The following is a 14,996-nucleotide window of genomic DNA, read 5'->3' on the forward strand; positions in this document are numbered from 1 at the left end:
ATCACAGCACCAGTCCGACAACCGCAGACAGGATGCGGTAAACAAAATTGATGACAACATTGATCGGCGTATCCAACACACCGAGCAGCAGCAGGATCAGCAGGCCGAACTGGATATACTGCTGATACCGCGCAAATTTAAATTCAGCCTGATACGGCAGAAAGGAAAACAGAATTTTCGAGCCGTCCAGCGGCGGCACCGGGATGAGATTGAACACACCGAGACCGATACTCATAACCGCGGTCGAATAGCAGAACAAGCCGAGAGCAAGCAGGATCGTCGAATTGCCTGACATGAAGATCCGCTGTAAAAACAGCGCGATGAGCGCAAGCAGAAAATTGGACAGCGGCCCTGCCAGTGAAACCAGCGCAATATCGCGCCGTGGCTTTTTAAAATAACGCACATCGACCGGAACCGGCTTTGCCCAGCCGACATGGAACAGAAGCAGGCAAATCGTGCCGATCGGATCCAGATGATGAATCGGATCGAGCGTCAGCCGCCCCGCATTTTTCGCGGTTGGATCGCCCAGCGCATTCGCCGCAAAGCCATGCGCGGCTTCGTGCACGCTCAGGCACAGCAGCACAGCCGGGATGCTGATAAGCAACTCTATCAAAATGTCGTTCCAATTGCCCGAAAACATAAATCAATCCTTCTCCTGAAAAGCAAATTGACACCTGTATTGAAAAATACAGGAATATGCATTATAGTATAGCCGGAAAACAGGCAGATTTCAAGCAAATCAGGGGGATTTTACAAACCGGACAAAAACAGAGGGCAAAGCGCCATGCACTCTGCCCTCCTCCGTTTGTGATAAAAATCAGTCGATGTTCAGCTCTGCCTTGAGCTGTGCGATCATTTCGGCATACTCGTCGTCAGACAGGAATACCGGATTCTCATAGCTGATTGCGAACGAACCGCCGAACTCCGGGCCGCCCTCGTACTTCGGTACGATGTGGAAATGCAGGTGCGGCAGCTTGTCGCCGTATGCACCCAGATTCACCTTGGTGCAGCCCCACAGCTTCTTAACAGCTGCGGCAGCGGCAGCAACGTCGTCCATGTAATCCTTGCGCTGCTCTTCGGTCAGGTCAAACAGCTCGGACTTGTGATCGTTGAGCGAAACGATGCAGCGACCCTTATGAGCCTGATCCTTGAACAGGTGCAGGGTGCTGACCTTCATCTTGCCAACCGGGATCATCAGCGCCAGACGGCCCTCATGATTCGGATCACAATAAAAACAATTCGGTGCAGTTGCCATTGGTATCGTCTCCTTTTCCTACTATTTCTCTTTTCGTTTCTTTGGGGTATCTTCAGTATACCGCAATCACACCGAATTTTCCAGACCTCTGGAAAAAGTTACATAAAAATTTGTCTCCCACGCCGGGACATACGGATGATGCAGCATCCCGATGTATACCTCCGGGCACATATCGTGCAGCAGCAGCGGCAGCTCATATAAATCCTCACTGCGGTGATACGCGGAAAGGGCAATGCGCGGGCGGTATTCCTGAATGGTATCCCGTGCGCCCACAAGGGCCTGATATTCCGCACCCTCGACATCCAGCTTGAGCAGCGTGCACGGCGCGCCGTCCAGCACATGGTCAACCGATTCAACCGGTACGGATACCGTATGTTTGTCATGCGAAACCGCATGCATGACCGGTGTGAGTGCAGAATTGCGCCCCGCCTTGCCGCCGAACAGCATCTCTCCCGGCTCTGACCACGCACCCGCATTCAAAATACGGATATGTTCCAGTTCCGCCTGTTCCACATATTTTTTCAGCTTTTTGAACGTCTTTTTATCCGGCTCCAGCGCAGTAATCGACGCATATTTGCCGTCCGTATACTCCAGTAGCTCACGAATGGTATCGCCGTTGTATGCGCCGAGATCAACAAAATGCTCCTGCTCATGCGGCTTGAGATACGTCCGGAACGCGTTTTCCCGGCTGTCGGTATAATCGCGCAGCCAGTGCAGCTTTCCGCTCAGCTTGAAGTTGACCGTCGCGGCGAACACAGCGCGCGAACGGTCATCTGCAAGCAAATCATACGCCTGCTCCAGCTGTTCGCAGTGCGCCTGTACAAAAGCGAGGTCGAACAATGCGCCATCCGCGACCGGAACATCCGGCGCATATGTCGTATGCGTGCGATCCAGGTCGTCAAACAGAGTCAGTACTTCCGGGCGGCTGGACGCAAACGCAATCACGGCGACAAAATCGCCCAGCTCCTGCTCCAGCTGCGACCGCTTTTTCACCGGATAACCCGCAAAGCTGTGCCCGCGTACAAATTCATCCGATGCAAAAATACCTGCAATTTCGATGCCACGCTCCCCGCACACGCGCAGAATTTTCTCCGCACCGTCACCCATGCCGTACAGTGCAATCGGGCGTGTTTCGCGCTGCAAAACGTCCCAGATCGACTCGGTTTCGGTCACAAAATGCGGCAGACAGTTCATTCCCATGTCTTCCACACATCCGGACAGTAGCCGACAGTCGCCTGCTTTCCGTTGCGCACAATTGGGGTGCGCAGCAGCTTCGGGTTTTCCATCAGCTTTTCCATTTTCGCCTCATCGGACGCGAGATAGGGCAGCATCGCCGCATCCGGATCCTTTGCCTTCGGGTCAATCATCGCCTCTAGTCCAACCGCACGGCAGACAGAAGTGAATTCCCCCTTGCTCATGCCGTAGCGCAGCAGATCGACCGACTGGTATTTGACACGGCGCTCTTTGAAATATCGTTCCGCCTTCTTTGTATCAAAGCATTTGCTCTTGCCAAAAATCTGAATGTTCATGTTATTCTCCTTTGATTTCTGTCCCTTTCCGCTCTGCACACAGGCGACAAATGCAAGAAGGACAGATTCCATCTTGCTATCATCTTACCACAGCGGCTTGCAAAACACAATGTCCGATACCCTCCGCCGTGTCCTTCGCTCACGGGCATGTCTATCGCATGAATACATCGTGTGTACATTTGTTCAATCTGCCGCACCATTGCATCGAAATTTTCCATATTTTATGAATCCTGTCCATTGCTTTCGCGCTTTATTCTGCGTATACTATAGGTGTACTAAAGAGAAGGCAAAACAAAAGAAAAAAACCGTTTTCCTTCACTTTAAGGCTTCTTTTCTTAGCCTGCCACCGCACAGTTTTCCCATTCTGTGCTTTCATATATCTCTCTCTTTACTGTATGGCGCGCCGAATCTCCTACCAAATCGGCGCGCCGCTTTTCTGCCTATTTTTCGCCGGTTATGTGATTGTATTTTCCGGCGAGTTATGTTATATTAAATATGTATGCGCCGCATATTGTTGTCGGCGCTTTTTTACTGAATTATTCTGAATCACCCTGATCGGAGGTTATTCATTTGTCAGATCTGAAATCAGAAATCACCAAACGCCGCACGTTTGCGATTATTTCGCACCCGGACGCCGGTAAAACGACCATCACGGAGAAATTCCTGCTCTACGGCGGAGCCATCCAGCTCGCCGGCACCGTAAAGGGCAAGAAAAACACCCGCCATGCGGTTTCCGACTGGATGGAAATCGAAAAGCAGCGCGGTATTTCCGTCACCTCGTCCGTCCTCCAGTTCGAGTATGCAGGCCACTGCATCAACATTCTGGACACGCCAGGCCATCAGGACTTCTCGGAGGACACCTACCGCACGCTGATGGCGGCAGATTCCGCTATCATGGTCATCGATGCCTCCAAGGGTGTCGAGGCTCAGACGCGCAAGCTGTTCAAGGTCTGCTCCATGCGCGGTATCCCGATTTTTACGTTTATCAACAAGATGGACCTTGAGTCGCGTGATCCGTATGACCTGCTGGATGAGCTGGAAAAGGAACTCGGCATCGACACCTATGCTGTCAACTGGCCGATTGGCTGCGGCAAGGAGTTCAAGGGCGTCTATGACCGCCAGAAAAATCACATCATGGCGTTCGAGGCAGCTTCTGTTTCCGGCGTCAAGGAGGCAAAGTCCACCATCTATCCCATCGATGACCCGGCACTTGAGTCGCTGATCGGGGAACGTCTGTGGGATACCCTTCAGGACGACATTGAGCTGCTGAGCGGCGCCGGCGAGGACTTCGACCTCGACCGCGTGCGTGAAGGCACACTGTCCCCTGTCTTCTTCGGCTCTGCCCTGACCAACTTCGGCGTCGAGCCGTTCCTCCAGTACTTTTTGGAGATGACGCCGCCCCCGACCGCGCGTACTTCGCATGGTGAGATTGTCGACCCGTTTGACGAGCATTTCTCCGCCTTTGTTTTCAAGATTCAGGCGAACATGAACAAGGCGCACCGTGACCGCATCGCGTTCATGCGCATCTGCTCGGGCAAATTTGAAAAGGGCATGGATGTCTACCACGTGCAGGCAGGTAAAAAAATCCAGCTCGCACAGCCGCAGCAGATGATGGCACAGGATCGCGCCATTATCGACGAGGCGTACGCAGGCGACATCATCGGCGTATTTGACCCGGGCATTTTCTCCATCGGTGACACGGTCTGCACCCCGGGCTTTGACTGCAAATTCTCCGGTATCCCGACCTTCGCCCCGGAGGTCTTCTGCCGCATCCGCCAGAAGGATACCATGAAGCGCAAACAGTTCATCAAGGGCATGGAACAGATTGCACAGGAAGGTGCCATCCAGATTTTCCAGGAGCCGCACACCGGCATGGAAGAGGTCATTGTCGGCGTTGTCGGCACCCTTCAGCTGGACGTGCTCGAATACCGTCTGAAGAACGAATACCGCGTAGATATCGTCATGGAGAGCCTGCCGTACCAGTACCTGCGCTGGATTGAAAACGAGGAAGTTCAGCCGGATGAGCTGAAAATCACCTCGGACAGCAAGGTTGTTCAGGATTACCGTGGACGCTACCTGCTGCTGTTCACCAGCATGTGGAACATGAACTGGGCGATGGACAAAAACCCCGATCTGCGCCTTGCCGAATTCGGCCGTGCAGAGGAATAAATTCATACAGACGCAAACAGCGCTTCGCACTGAGGTGAAGCGCTGTTTTTTGCTATCTTTTTGTCATCCGAAGCTGTCTGTTTTATTTTGTGGTCAGACCTGCGCGTGCCAGCTGGCGGCGAACCTGCGGGCCGATGACCGCGGCAATCACCATCTTGACGAGATCGCCGATGATAAACGGCAGAACACCTGCTGCCAGTGCCGCATAGAACGACATCCCAGCCTGATATGCCAGCCAGACCGTGCCGAACACATAGCACACAATCGTGCCAAGCACCATGCCGACAAAGCTGGGCACCAGCTTGCAGTCAAATTTGTCGATAAACCAGCCGCAGATCAGCGCCATAAAAATGAAGCCGATGAGGTAGCCGCCGGTCGGCCCAAACAGTTTGCCGACACCGCCGGTAAAGCTGGAAAAGACCGGCACGCCAACCAGTCCGATCAGCAGGTATACGATGTAGCTGATTGTGCCGCGCTTGCAACCGAGCACATAAATCGCAAGGTAAACCGCGAGGTTGGTAAACGAAATCGGAACGACGCCGATCGGGACGGACAGCGGGCCGAGCACACAGGTGACTGCCGCCATAACCGCAATCAGTGCCATTTCACGTACATTTGTCTTGGTTTTTTTCTGTTCCATTGTCTTTTTTCACTCAATTCATTTAAAAAATCCCTGTCCGATTTTCCGGACAAGGATTAGTATACACGCATGCAAAGCGATTGTCAACCTATTTTTATTTTCAGGTTAACGATAAATTATTTATGTATTTTCTTCGCGGTGTTCCTCCATTGCGGCGCGGCGGAACTGTTTGGGTGTACAGCCGACATGCTCACGGAACGAGCGAATGAAGTTCGTCGTACTGTGGAAGCCGCACTCCTCCGCGATGCGTTCGACCGATTTCTGTGATACAGTGAGCAGCTGGCGCGCCATGGTAATGCGCAGATTGACCAGATAGGCGTGTGGCGACATGGATGTACAGCGGCGGAACAGACGGCTGAAATAATATTCACTCAGGTTGACCTGATCTGCAATCTGCTCGATTGTGAGCTTTTCAAAGAAATGATGCTCCATATATGCAATCGCATGCAAAACAGCGGCGTTCTGCACGGATTCGCCGCGCCCATCCGAGCCGGAGAGTTCAGCAAGAATCCGGTACAGCTGTACCGAGACTCGGTGCTCGTCGTACATGGTATCGGTAACAAGCGCGAAAATGCTCTGGATCGCACTCTGAACCTCGACGGAGCGCGCCGGGCGGGTAAAATATCCGTTTTCTCCCGCCAGCAGCCGGTAATACGCATCGCTGCTGCCGCCGCGGAAATAGATATACCGGAACGAAACGCTGTCAATCGCGCCATAGGTATGCGGTCTGCGGCAGTCGAGCAGGATCACTTCCCCCGCATGCACTTCAAACCGTTCGCCATTGTACTGAAAAAACATCCCTCCGCTGTCGACAACGGCAAGCATATAATAGTCGAACTGGTTGCGGTGGACGGTATAGGTATGATCGCAAAAGTAGTGCCCGACATAGGCTGCGTAAATCAGCGCAGACCGCGCAAACTCTGACGGAAGGTGCAGAAACATCTGCGAGGACGGCAACACACCGCCGTTGTCCATTCCCCCGTTTTTGTCCTGAAACTCGGCGGAAACCGCCGTATCATCGTAATTTCTCATGTAATTATCATACCATGCGGCGGATTTTCTGTAAAGGCTTTCCGGAGAAATTTATTCCAGATTTTGGATATTATTTTTTGAGCTGGATCCGCACGGCTGCCCGAAGCGTATGTCACTGCGCGCGATGCTGTAAAAAGTTATTCAGGAATGCCTGTGCGAGACTGTTCTGTGCGATTGCCTGCGATGCCTCCTCCAGTGGAAACCATGCCGCGCGGTCAACCTCGTCCGTGATGCCGCTCAGATCTTCGCTGTCTGCCACACAGGAAAAATTCAGCATGAGTGTATTACTCGGCTCAAAAAACTGGCTCTTCCGAAAGGTAATATCGTGCACATGCAGTCCGGTTTCCTCCTGTACCTCACGTGCTACAGTCTGCTCTGCCTGCTCACCGCGGCTGACATAGCCCGCAACAAGGATATTCCGCGTTTTGCCGTACTGCTGGATCAGCAGCACATGTGTCTGTGCCGGGTTGAGCACTTCCATGCTGACGGCGGTATGAAAGATCGGAAATCGGAACTGTTTACATTTCGGGCAAAACTGCACCATGCCCTCTCGTTCGAGATATTTTTCCGTCAGCTCGGTGCCGCATTCATAGCAAAATTTCATGTTCATCTACTCCTTTTGTCCTATGTTCTGTCTGTCACCTCCCATTATACCGCGATATTTGCGCCTTGCAACCGTTTTTCGCGCGCGGTATACTGAGAGACAGCAGGAGGGATTTTTCCATGAACACGATCGAAGCACGCATCTGCCGCATTCTCGATGACCATGCGTCCGAACTGGCGGCATTTGCCAACGATATTTATGCGCACGCCGAGCTGGGCTATACCGAACACCGCACAGCACAGCGCGTTGCAGACTGGCTGGAGCATCTCTGTGGGCTGCACCCGGAAACCGGCCTCGCTGTCACCGGTGTGCGTGCACAGGTGGGTACAGCGCGTCCAGCCGTCTGTCTGATCGGCGAGCTGGACGGCATTCGCTGCCCGGAACATCCATTGGCGGTACCGGAAACCGGTATGTCCCACGCCTGTGGCCACCATATGCAGCTGGCCGCCCTTGCGGGCGCAGCACTTGCACTGAGCGACCCGGAAATTGCAGCAGAGCTGGGTGGAAGTGCGGTATTTTTCGCCGTCCCATGCGAGGAGCATGTGCCGATGAACCGCATGGCACAGCTGCAGCAGGATGGCGTGGCAGATTACTGCGGCGGCAAGCCCCAGCTGTTGATGGACCGTGCTTTTGACGGCATCGATGTGGCAGTGACCACACATGCACACATGGTGCACTGTGACAGCGATTTCCTGCTCGGCAGCAACTCGACCAGCGGTTTCCTGTCCAAGCTCATCCGCATCAAAGGGCGCGCTTCACACACCGCCATTTCACCGGAAAAGGGCATCAATGCGCTGGATGTCGTGACACTCGCGCGCAGTGCCATCGGCATGCTGCGCAGTACCTTCCGCGACGAGGACTGTATCCGCATCGGCGAAGTCGTGCGCATGCGCAGCACGGCAGTCAACGTAGTGCCGGACGAAGTCATTGTGGATTTGCAGGTGCGCGCAAAGACCTGGGATGCTCTGCTGGAAACCGACAAAAAAATTGACCGCGCCTACCGCGGCGCGGCGTATGCCTTCGGTGCCGACGTTGAAATCACCGACGGCATGGGTTATCTGCCCACAGTACCGTGTCTGCCGTGCGAAGCGCTGACACAAGCCGCTTCTCTGCTCGCAGACGCGGACGGAAATACCTTTGAATCGGTCAGCCCGCTTGTGCACAACGCAGCATCGACTGATGTCGGCGATCTGTCACACCGCATGCCGGTCGTAAACTTCACGTTTTCCGGCTTTTCCGGCACACTGCATGGCGCGGATTTCCGCATTACTAATGAAAAAGCGGCCTATGTACAGCCCGCAAAGCTCGCTGCACTGACAATATACCGCCTGCTGCGCGACAATGCTGCGCAGGCGCGTGCGCTGACCGACCGCTTCCAGCCGACCATGACCGCAGAGCAGTACCGTGCGTATGCCGCGCGGTTTGACAGCGGCTTTGTCGGTGAGCCGTCCCCATTCTGATCCTTCCGGTAGATACACAAAAGCTGCCCCCGCTTGCGGGCAGCTTTTGATTTCATTACCGGGTAACCTTGTGAATCCACTTGAACGAGCGGATGCGCAGGAACACAACCGGGCATTTTCCGAGCTGATCCATCTTCAGGCAGAAGAAGACAACAGCAGGTGGAAAATGGAACACAAATGCGCACAGGAACGCACTCGGCAGACAGATGAGCCATGTCCAGATATTGTTGTTAATCATGCTGAATTTTGTGTCGCCGCCGGCGCGGAGGAAGCCGCAGTCGGTCGCCATCTGGTAACATGTGCCGACCGTCGTGACCGCCAGCACTGTGATAAACTGACCGGTCAGCTCCGCAGCGCGCGGGGTCAGCGTGTTGTAGATCATCAGAATTGGCCACTGAGACAGGTACAGAACCACGCCCGTGACTACGCCGATGGCAAGAAAGACAATTTGCAGCGTGTGCAGCACGGGCTTAATGCCGGCGACCGGGTCATCCTCATGCTCACCCAGCGTGCGCCCGGTGACAATCGCCGCCGCGCTCGCTGCGCCATACCCGACAACAGAAATAATCTGATAGACGATAACTGAAATTGAGTTTGCCGGCAGAACCGATGCAGAATCGTCCATGTTGCCGATGATTGCGGTCTGGAAAATGGAATTGATGCCCCACAGTGCCTGTGTAACGAGCAGCGGCAGGGAAATGCGGATATAATCCGCCATATACCGTGTATCAATGCAGATCAGCTTTTTCAGCGTGAGGTTGAGCGTATGCTCCCGGTATTTCAAATACCAGATGACAATCAGCAGCTCTACTGTGCGCGAAACCAGAGTGGCAATGGCAGCGCCGCGCACACCGAGCGCAGGTGCACCGAAATGGCCGTAAATCAGGATGTAATTGAGTACGATGTTAATGCACAGCGTAGAGCCCGCAATGATATATCCAATTTTTACAATGCCAATGGAGCGCAGCGAAGACGCCAGCATATTGGTGATGGCAAAAATAATATAAGTAAAGCAAATAATGCGCAGATATTTGATCGCTTCTTCTGCAACCGCCGCGTCATTGGTCATCAGACCGATAAGTTGATGCGGGAACAGCAGTGCCAGTACAAACAATACTGCCGCCAGTCCGCCGCCGAAGCGCAGGCCGCAGCCGATGATGCTGGGAATCGGCTTGATCTCCTTTTTGCCCCAGTACCGTGCGCCGAGTACGACAATGCCCTCACTCACACCGACAACCAGCATCTGTAAAAAGAACTGGAACTGGTTGCACAGTGAGACACCGGACAGGGCATCCTGCGAATATCGCCCGATCATGATATTATCTGCCAGATTGACCGAATAGGTCAGCAAGTTTTGCAGCGCGATACTGAGCGTCAGAATCGCAAAGGTTTTATAGAACTTTTTGTCCCGAATCATAGTGAATCCTTCCCTTTTTTCCCGTTATTTGATGCAAATATTTAGAAAAAACGCGATCCAATCCCATCCGCAATACATGCGGTACGTTCGCGTTCTTCCGGTTCTTTTCTTACAGTATATTCATTTCTTTTTTTAAAACAATAAAAAAATCAACCAATTCATTTTGATTTTGTGCTATAATAAAAAAAAGGAGGAATGTGCTGTGGGAAAATGCAATGAACCCGGTGTTCTGCTGGAATCCGACCGTTTTTTCAACACCCCCAGTGCGGCCGCAAGCCAGCTGTTTTACTATATCACGCGCTGTGGCCACTACTTCTGCACAACCGAATACAATTTCACCGATGACTCTGAGGTTGCCCGCCTGCCAAGCCACCGGAATTGCATGCTTTTTTATATCTGCTCCGGTTCGCTGTTTGTCGAAAACGCAGGTATGAGCGCCATTGTGATGCCCGGACAGGTGGCCCTGATCGACTGCACGCTGCCGCACCATTATTACGCGCGTGAGGATACGGAAGCGCTCTGGATGCATCTGGAGGGCTGCAATACAAAGGATTTCTTCTCCTATATCCGCACGATGAACGGCGAACGGCTGGTACTGACTCCCCCGTCCTCGCACAATACCAAGACCGCCATGCTTCAGCTCATCAATGCCTTCCGCCTGCCGGGACGCATGAGCGAAGGCGAGCAGTCACAGCGCATCCACCGCCTGCTGTGCGAGCTCATTGTCGTGCCGCATTCCATGCAGCAGGACGATGACAGCGACGCAGTCTCTCAGGTCATCGATTACATCACGCAGCACCTGTTTGAAGACCTGTCGGTCAGCGATGTGGCTGCTTCCGTCAACCTCAGCCCATCGCACCTGTCGCGTTTGTTCAAAGTACGCACAGGCTTTTCCCCGCATGAGTTTATCACGCTGCGCCGCATCGACGCCGCCAAGGAACTGCTGCTGACCACGAAGCTGTCGGTCAAGCAGATTGCTTTCCGCGTCGGTTATCACAGCGAAGCGAATTTTATCACATCTTTTTCCGGAAAAACCGGTCTGACCCCCGCGGTCTTCCGTAAAAATCCGATTTGATTTGGAGGAATGCTTTATGTCTGACTGCTGTGACATTGTCATTGCAGGCGCTGCCATTATCGATATCCCTGTTGTGCCAGCAGATGCATCTGTCTTCACACGGATCTCGACGCCCGCCGGACGCATTATCCTTACCTCCGGCGGTGACGCGATGAACGAAGCGCTCGTGCTGTCCCGTCTCGGCAGGCGTGTGCGGCTGGTCACCCGCATTGGATGCGATGACGCAGGCGCATATCTCAAGCGCACCTGTGCTTCTGCCGGAATCGACACACAGCATTTTCGTGAAATGGAAGGTCTGGACACGGGTATCAATGTCGTGCTGGTCGACAACAACGGCGAACGCCGCTTTTTCACCAATCCACACGGCAGTCTGCGCGCACTGGAGGCGTGCGATATCACGCCGGAGGCGCTGGACGGGGCAAAAATCTTCTGCTTTGCGAGTATTTTTGTATTCCCGCTCATCGGTCCCGATGAGCTCGAGCAGCTGTTCCGCAGCGTGCGCGGGCGCGGGCTGATTACCTGCGCAGACATGACACTGCCCAAGCACGGCGAAACACTCGCCGACCTCGCACCTGCCCTGCGCTATCTGGACTATTTCTTCGCAAATCTCGCAGAAGCACAGCAGATCACAGGCATGACATCGCCCAGCGCTGTCGCAGACGCGCTGCTCGACACAGGCGTGCGGCATGTCATCATCAAGCTCGGCGCAAAGGGCTGCCTGATCGCTGACGAAGCCGGACAACAGCACATCCCAGCCTGCCCCACAAACTGCATCGATACCACTGGTGCGGGTGACAACTTTGCCGCCGGCTTTCTCTCCGCCCTGCTCGATGGACACAGCTTTGCAGGCTGTGCGCGCTATGCCAACGCATGCGCTTCCGTTTCGGTGGAAACAGTCGGCGCAGCGACCGGCGTGACTGATGCCGAACAGGTTCTGCATCGATTGCGTTCCGTCTATCCGGATTGCTGAACATACCGGAATTTGACAATTCTGTCTTTTTATCGCAGACAATCCGCGAACAGCTTGTGCAAAATGCCCCGAATCGGTTGCAGATTCGGGGCGTTCATGCTATAATATATCGCAATATCGCAATCGGTTGCTCCAGGGACGCGGAAATGCCGCCGCATTCTCTGAAATCCATTAGGAAGAGTGAGTGTATGAGTTTCTTTAACCAGTTGAAAGACGAAATAAACGACCGCAACATTGACAAATCGAAAATTCATCCGGTATCCGACGAGCCGGAGGAGACCGAAGTCCAGCCGGAACCGGTCAAAGAGCCGGAAACCGATCCGGACTATCCGGTACATCCGGATTACATCGCGCTGAAGCCCAATTTTACCGAACGTCAGCTGTGGCGCATGCCCGCCATCCGTTTTTATATGGCCATTATCGGCTTCTGTGCCGGTATGGTTGTATTCGGTGTCATCAACCAGGTATTTGCCCTCGGCATGATAAAGGGCTCTGTCGGCTGGTACCAGCTGTTTGGCGCCGCCATCGGTTTCCTGTTCAGCCGGGAATATCTCGAACCGCACTGGAAAATCCCGTTCGCCCAGGGCACGCCGGAGCAGAAAAAAGCGGCTGCCGAAGCCTATGTTGCAGAAATGGACGCACTGGATGAACACATCAAGGAACTGCGCAGAATGCGCGGCGTGGAGGAAAATGAAGAAGACAATTCTTCTGAGTCCTTATAAAAGAAAAATTCCGCCATTGCTTGCACAATGGCGGAATTTTTTGTGGGTACGCTGCAATCGAGAGTCAGAGAGAATTGATCTGTTCTTTCATAACAACAAGGATAAGGAGAGAAGAGAGAATTATTTCAACATTCAGCGAACAGTTCTCCCGACGCTTATGTACCCTGCGGCCCCCACCGCATTTATCAGAATATAGTAGAAAAGGAAGGTAAAAGAAAGGATGTTTTTGAAGGGCTTTCTGTGTGTGTGTTGTTCCCTTCAACGATCTTTATTATAGTCATTTACGACAAAAACGCAACAGATGAATTGTTCAATATTACGAACCCAAAGACAATTGTATTTGGCAAGTGTGCATATCATGTCGAAAACACGGCGTAAATTGTTCTTCACTGTTGTTACAATATACAAATATTTTTGTCAAAATTTCAACAAAAGCCAAAAAATCACGTGATGTATGCCTGTTTTTGTGCCGGATTTTGTGCATTTTTGATTTTCGGACACGAAAATTTTTTCTCAATTCCTTGTTTTTTGCGGTACTCCTGTAAAAAGAAGCTATCGAACTCACGAAATCAGAAAGGATGTTACTATGTATTTACAGATCGGGCTGTGCGGTGCGCTGGGCGCCGTCAGCCGGTACGCCATTTCCTGCTGGGTCGGAACGCATCCGTTCCCACTTTCCACCCTCATTGTCAATCTGGCCGGCTGCTTTGCACTTGCGCTGGTGAACAATCTGTCAGGTGTCCCGCAGAAGGTCAGAACCGCTGTCGGAACGGGCTTCATCGGCGCATTTACCACGTTCTCGACGTTTTCAAAGGAAAACGCCGTGCTGCTGCTCGGGCACAACTATATCCTGCTCGCCCTGAATATCGCAGTCAGTATGCTCGGCGGTCTGTGCGCGGCCTATGTAGGCACACGCTGTGGGCTGATGCTGTGCGCGCGCGCAAAGGAGGGCAAACAATGACACCGGCATGTATTCTTTCTGTCGCACTGGGCGGCGGTATGGGCGCTGTCTGCCGCGCGGCTTGCTCTCATTTCATCAAAGCGTATTGGCATGGCAGCTTTCCGCTCGCCACGTTCTGTATCAACCTGCTCGGCAGCTTTGTGCTCGGCATTCTGGGTGCATGGAGCCTGTCTGCCCAGCTGTATGCGCTGCTCGGCACCGGCTTTCTCGGCGGCTTTACAACATTTTCCACACTGCATGTGGAAGCGCTGAATCTATTGCGCGGCAAACTTCCTGCTGTCGGCATGGGGTATCTGTGCGCAAGTTATCTCTGCGGCATCGCCGCAGCTGTTGCGGGGCTTGCACTGGGCATGCAGTGCCTGTAAACGCCATCAGTAAAAAATTTCCTCCAGCATCAGGCCTTGCGGCGGCATGGTCATGCCCGCCTGCTGGCGGTCACGGCTGATTAAAATGTCCGGCATGGACTGAGGGGCGCGTTTGCCTTCCCCGACTTCTACGAGCGTTCCGACGAGAATGCGAACCATATTATACAAAAATCCTGTGCCCTGTACGGAGATCCAGAGCTCCTGTCCCTTCCGTTCGATTTCCAGTGCGGTAATCGTGCGCACAGTGGATTTCTTAAACCGCTTGTTGACGGAGGAAAACGCGCGGTAATCATGCGTCCCGATGAGATATGCTGCGGCCTCCCGCATGGCAGACTCATCCAGCCGGTTGTCCCACGCACATACATAGCTGCGTGTGAACACATCCGGCACGCCGCTGTCACACAGTCGGTAGCAATACCGCTTTCCCTTTGCATTCAGTCGCGCATGAAATCGCTCCGGCATTTCCGCACATGCAGTTATGGCAATATCCGCCGGAAGGTATTGGTTCAGATATGCCATAATTTCTGCGGCAGTTTTATCGGTATTCATCTTTCCATTTGCAACCTGTGCCCGCGCATGCACTCCCGCATCTGTGCGTCCTGCGCCGTTGATCTCCACGGCATGCCCGGTCATACGGCTCAGAATCTGCTCTATTTTTCCCTGTACGGTTTTGTCCGTATTCCCCTGCCGCTGCCAGCCGCTGTATCTCTTGCCGTCGTATTGTACGGTCAAGCGAAAATTCTTCATGTTTGTGCTCCTCCTGCGTTCTTTCTGTTCTGATTGTATCATATCATAAA

16 protein-coding genes are annotated in these 14,996 nt (G+C 53.3%); 7 read left to right on the forward strand and 9 right to left on the reverse strand.

Translation table 11 applies throughout. The features are described 5' to 3' along the window. Position 1: 1 nt before the first annotated feature. From CBW42_RS05055 to CBW42_RS05070, 4 genes are all read right to left on the reverse strand, one after another. On the reverse strand, positions 2-640 hold the full coding sequence (locus CBW42_RS05055; protein ID WP_087018380.1) for a site-2 protease family protein: 639 nt from the start codon (positions 638-640) through the stop codon (positions 2-4). A gap of 177 nt (positions 641-817) precedes the next feature. Then, entirely contained in the window at positions 818-1,255 is a 438-nt protein-coding gene (locus tag CBW42_RS05060; protein ID WP_087018382.1) for an HIT family protein, read from the reverse strand. A 66-nt stretch (positions 1,256-1,321) separates the two neighbouring features. Beyond that, complete coding sequence (locus CBW42_RS05065; RefSeq protein WP_242969800.1) at positions 1,322-2,455, reverse strand: FkbM family methyltransferase; 1,134 nt, start codon at positions 2,453-2,455, stop codon at positions 1,322-1,324. Next, entirely contained in the window at positions 2,446-2,784 is a 339-nt protein-coding gene (locus CBW42_RS05070; RefSeq protein ID WP_087018677.1) for an arsenate reductase family protein, read from the reverse strand. Before CBW42_RS05070 ends, CBW42_RS05065 begins: the two co-directional genes overlap by 10 nt. Before the next feature lie 570 nt (positions 2,785-3,354). Here CBW42_RS05070 and CBW42_RS05075 point away from each other — a divergent pair. Next, positions 3,355-4,953, forward strand: a complete 1,599-nt coding sequence (locus CBW42_RS05075; RefSeq protein ID WP_087018386.1) for a peptide chain release factor 3 — start codon at positions 3,355-3,357, stop codon at positions 4,951-4,953. Between the two features lie 82 nt (positions 4,954-5,035). Here CBW42_RS05075 and CBW42_RS05080 read toward each other — a convergent pair whose 3' ends face one another. The 3 genes from CBW42_RS05080 to CBW42_RS05090 all read right to left on the reverse strand — a co-directional run bounded on the left by CBW42_RS05080 (position 5,036) and on the right by CBW42_RS05090 (position 7,229). Beyond that, a complete protein-coding gene (locus CBW42_RS05080) occupies positions 5,036-5,593 on the reverse strand; it encodes a biotin transporter BioY (RefSeq protein WP_087018388.1) in 558 nt (185 codons plus the stop codon). A 120-nt stretch (positions 5,594-5,713) separates the two neighbouring features. Continuing rightward, on the reverse strand, positions 5,714-6,625 hold the full coding sequence (locus CBW42_RS05085; protein WP_087018390.1) for a helix-turn-helix domain-containing protein: 912 nt from the start codon (positions 6,623-6,625) through the stop codon (positions 5,714-5,716). Between the two features lie 112 nt (positions 6,626-6,737). After that, positions 6,738-7,229, reverse strand: a complete 492-nt coding sequence (locus CBW42_RS05090) for an NAD(+) diphosphatase (RefSeq protein WP_087018391.1) — start codon at positions 7,227-7,229, stop codon at positions 6,738-6,740. A gap of 119 nt (positions 7,230-7,348) precedes the next feature. On the opposite strand from CBW42_RS05090, the gene CBW42_RS05095 reads away from it, so the two are divergent. Further along, the gene (locus CBW42_RS05095) at positions 7,349-8,689 is read left to right on the forward strand and encodes a M20/M25/M40 family metallo-hydrolase (protein WP_087018393.1); all 1,341 of its coding nucleotides are present in this window, start codon (positions 7,349-7,351) and stop codon (positions 8,687-8,689) included. 55 nt (positions 8,690-8,744) lie between these two features. On the opposite strand, the gene CBW42_RS05100 is transcribed toward CBW42_RS05095, so the two are convergent. Then, positions 8,745-10,106: an MATE family efflux transporter gene (locus tag CBW42_RS05100; RefSeq protein WP_087018395.1), complete on the reverse strand. Its 1,362-nt coding sequence runs from the start codon at positions 10,104-10,106 to the stop codon at positions 8,745-8,747. Positions 10,107-10,308: 202 nt separating this feature from the next. Between CBW42_RS05100 and CBW42_RS05105 the strand changes: the two genes are divergently transcribed. The 5 genes from CBW42_RS05105 to CBW42_RS05125 all read left to right on the forward strand — a co-directional run bounded on the left by CBW42_RS05105 (position 10,309) and on the right by CBW42_RS05125 (position 14,199). Then, positions 10,309-11,181 carry a helix-turn-helix domain-containing protein gene (locus tag CBW42_RS05105; RefSeq protein ID WP_087018397.1) on the forward strand — a complete coding sequence of 291 codons (873 nt, stop codon included), beginning with the start codon at positions 10,309-10,311 and terminating at the stop codon, positions 11,179-11,181. A gap of 16 nt (positions 11,182-11,197) precedes the next feature. After that, positions 11,198-12,151, forward strand: a complete 954-nt coding sequence (locus CBW42_RS05110; protein ID WP_087018399.1) for a carbohydrate kinase family protein — start codon at positions 11,198-11,200, stop codon at positions 12,149-12,151. Between the two features lie 188 nt (positions 12,152-12,339). Next, positions 12,340-12,873: a hypothetical protein gene (locus CBW42_RS05115; RefSeq protein WP_087018401.1), complete on the forward strand. Its 534-nt coding sequence runs from the start codon at positions 12,340-12,342 to the stop codon at positions 12,871-12,873. 586 nt (positions 12,874-13,459) lie between these two features. Then, positions 13,460-13,834, forward strand: a complete 375-nt coding sequence (locus CBW42_RS05120; protein ID WP_087018405.1) for a fluoride efflux transporter FluC — start codon at positions 13,460-13,462, stop codon at positions 13,832-13,834. Then, entirely contained in the window at positions 13,831-14,199 is a 369-nt protein-coding gene (locus tag CBW42_RS05125) for a fluoride efflux transporter FluC (protein WP_087018407.1), read from the forward strand. Before CBW42_RS05120 ends, CBW42_RS05125 begins: the two co-directional genes overlap by 4 nt. A 6-nt stretch (positions 14,200-14,205) precedes the next feature. Here CBW42_RS05125 and truA read toward each other — a convergent pair whose 3' ends face one another. Beyond that, positions 14,206-14,946: a tRNA pseudouridine(38-40) synthase TruA gene (truA, locus tag CBW42_RS05130; RefSeq protein ID WP_087018409.1), complete on the reverse strand. Its 741-nt coding sequence runs from the start codon at positions 14,944-14,946 to the stop codon at positions 14,206-14,208. Positions 14,947-14,996 lie beyond the last annotated feature (50 nt).

Source organism: Butyricicoccus porcorum, from assembly GCF_002157465.1.
GTDB lineage: Bacteria > Bacillota > Clostridia > Oscillospirales > Butyricicoccaceae > Butyricicoccus_A > Butyricicoccus_A porcorum.

What these genes read in the sequence shown, in the direction of transcription:
- CBW42_RS05055 (WP_087018380.1), bottom strand. Translation starts at nt 640, where the DNA reads ATGTTTTCGGGCAATTGGAACGACATTTTGATAGAGTTGCTTATCAGC.
- CBW42_RS05060 (WP_087018382.1), bottom strand. Translation starts at nt 1,255, where the DNA reads ATGGCAACTGCACCGAATTGTTTTTATTGTGATCCGAATCATGAGGGC.
- CBW42_RS05065 (WP_242969800.1), bottom strand. Translation starts at nt 2,455, where the DNA reads ATGGGAATGAACTGTCTGCCGCATTTTGTGACCGAAACCGAGTCGATC.
- CBW42_RS05070 (WP_087018677.1), bottom strand. Translation starts at nt 2,784, where the DNA reads ATGAACATTCAGATTTTTGGCAAGAGCAAATGCTTTGATACAAAGAAG.
- CBW42_RS05080 (WP_087018388.1), bottom strand. Translation starts at nt 5,593, where the DNA reads ATGGAACAGAAAAAAACCAAGACAAATGTACGTGAAATGGCACTGATT.
- CBW42_RS05085 (WP_087018390.1), bottom strand. Translation starts at nt 6,625, where the DNA reads ATGAGAAATTACGATGATACGGCGGTTTCCGCCGAGTTTCAGGACAAA.
- CBW42_RS05090 (WP_087018391.1), bottom strand. Translation starts at nt 7,229, where the DNA reads ATGAAATTTTGCTATGAATGCGGCACCGAGCTGACGGAAAAATATCTC.
- CBW42_RS05095 (WP_087018393.1), top strand. Translation starts at nt 7,349, where the DNA reads ATGAACACGATCGAAGCACGCATCTGCCGCATTCTCGATGACCATGCG.
- CBW42_RS05100 (WP_087018395.1), bottom strand. Translation starts at nt 10,106, where the DNA reads ATGATTCGGGACAAAAAGTTCTATAAAACCTTTGCGATTCTGACGCTC.
- CBW42_RS05110 (WP_087018399.1), top strand. Translation starts at nt 11,198, where the DNA reads ATGTCTGACTGCTGTGACATTGTCATTGCAGGCGCTGCCATTATCGAT.
- CBW42_RS05115 (WP_087018401.1), top strand. Translation starts at nt 12,340, where the DNA reads ATGAGTTTCTTTAACCAGTTGAAAGACGAAATAAACGACCGCAACATT.
- CBW42_RS05120 (WP_087018405.1), top strand. Translation starts at nt 13,460, where the DNA reads ATGTATTTACAGATCGGGCTGTGCGGTGCGCTGGGCGCCGTCAGCCGG.
- CBW42_RS05125 (WP_087018407.1), top strand. Translation starts at nt 13,831, where the DNA reads ATGACACCGGCATGTATTCTTTCTGTCGCACTGGGCGGCGGTATGGGC.
- truA (WP_087018409.1), bottom strand. Translation starts at nt 14,946, where the DNA reads ATGAAGAATTTTCGCTTGACCGTACAATACGACGGCAAGAGATACAGC.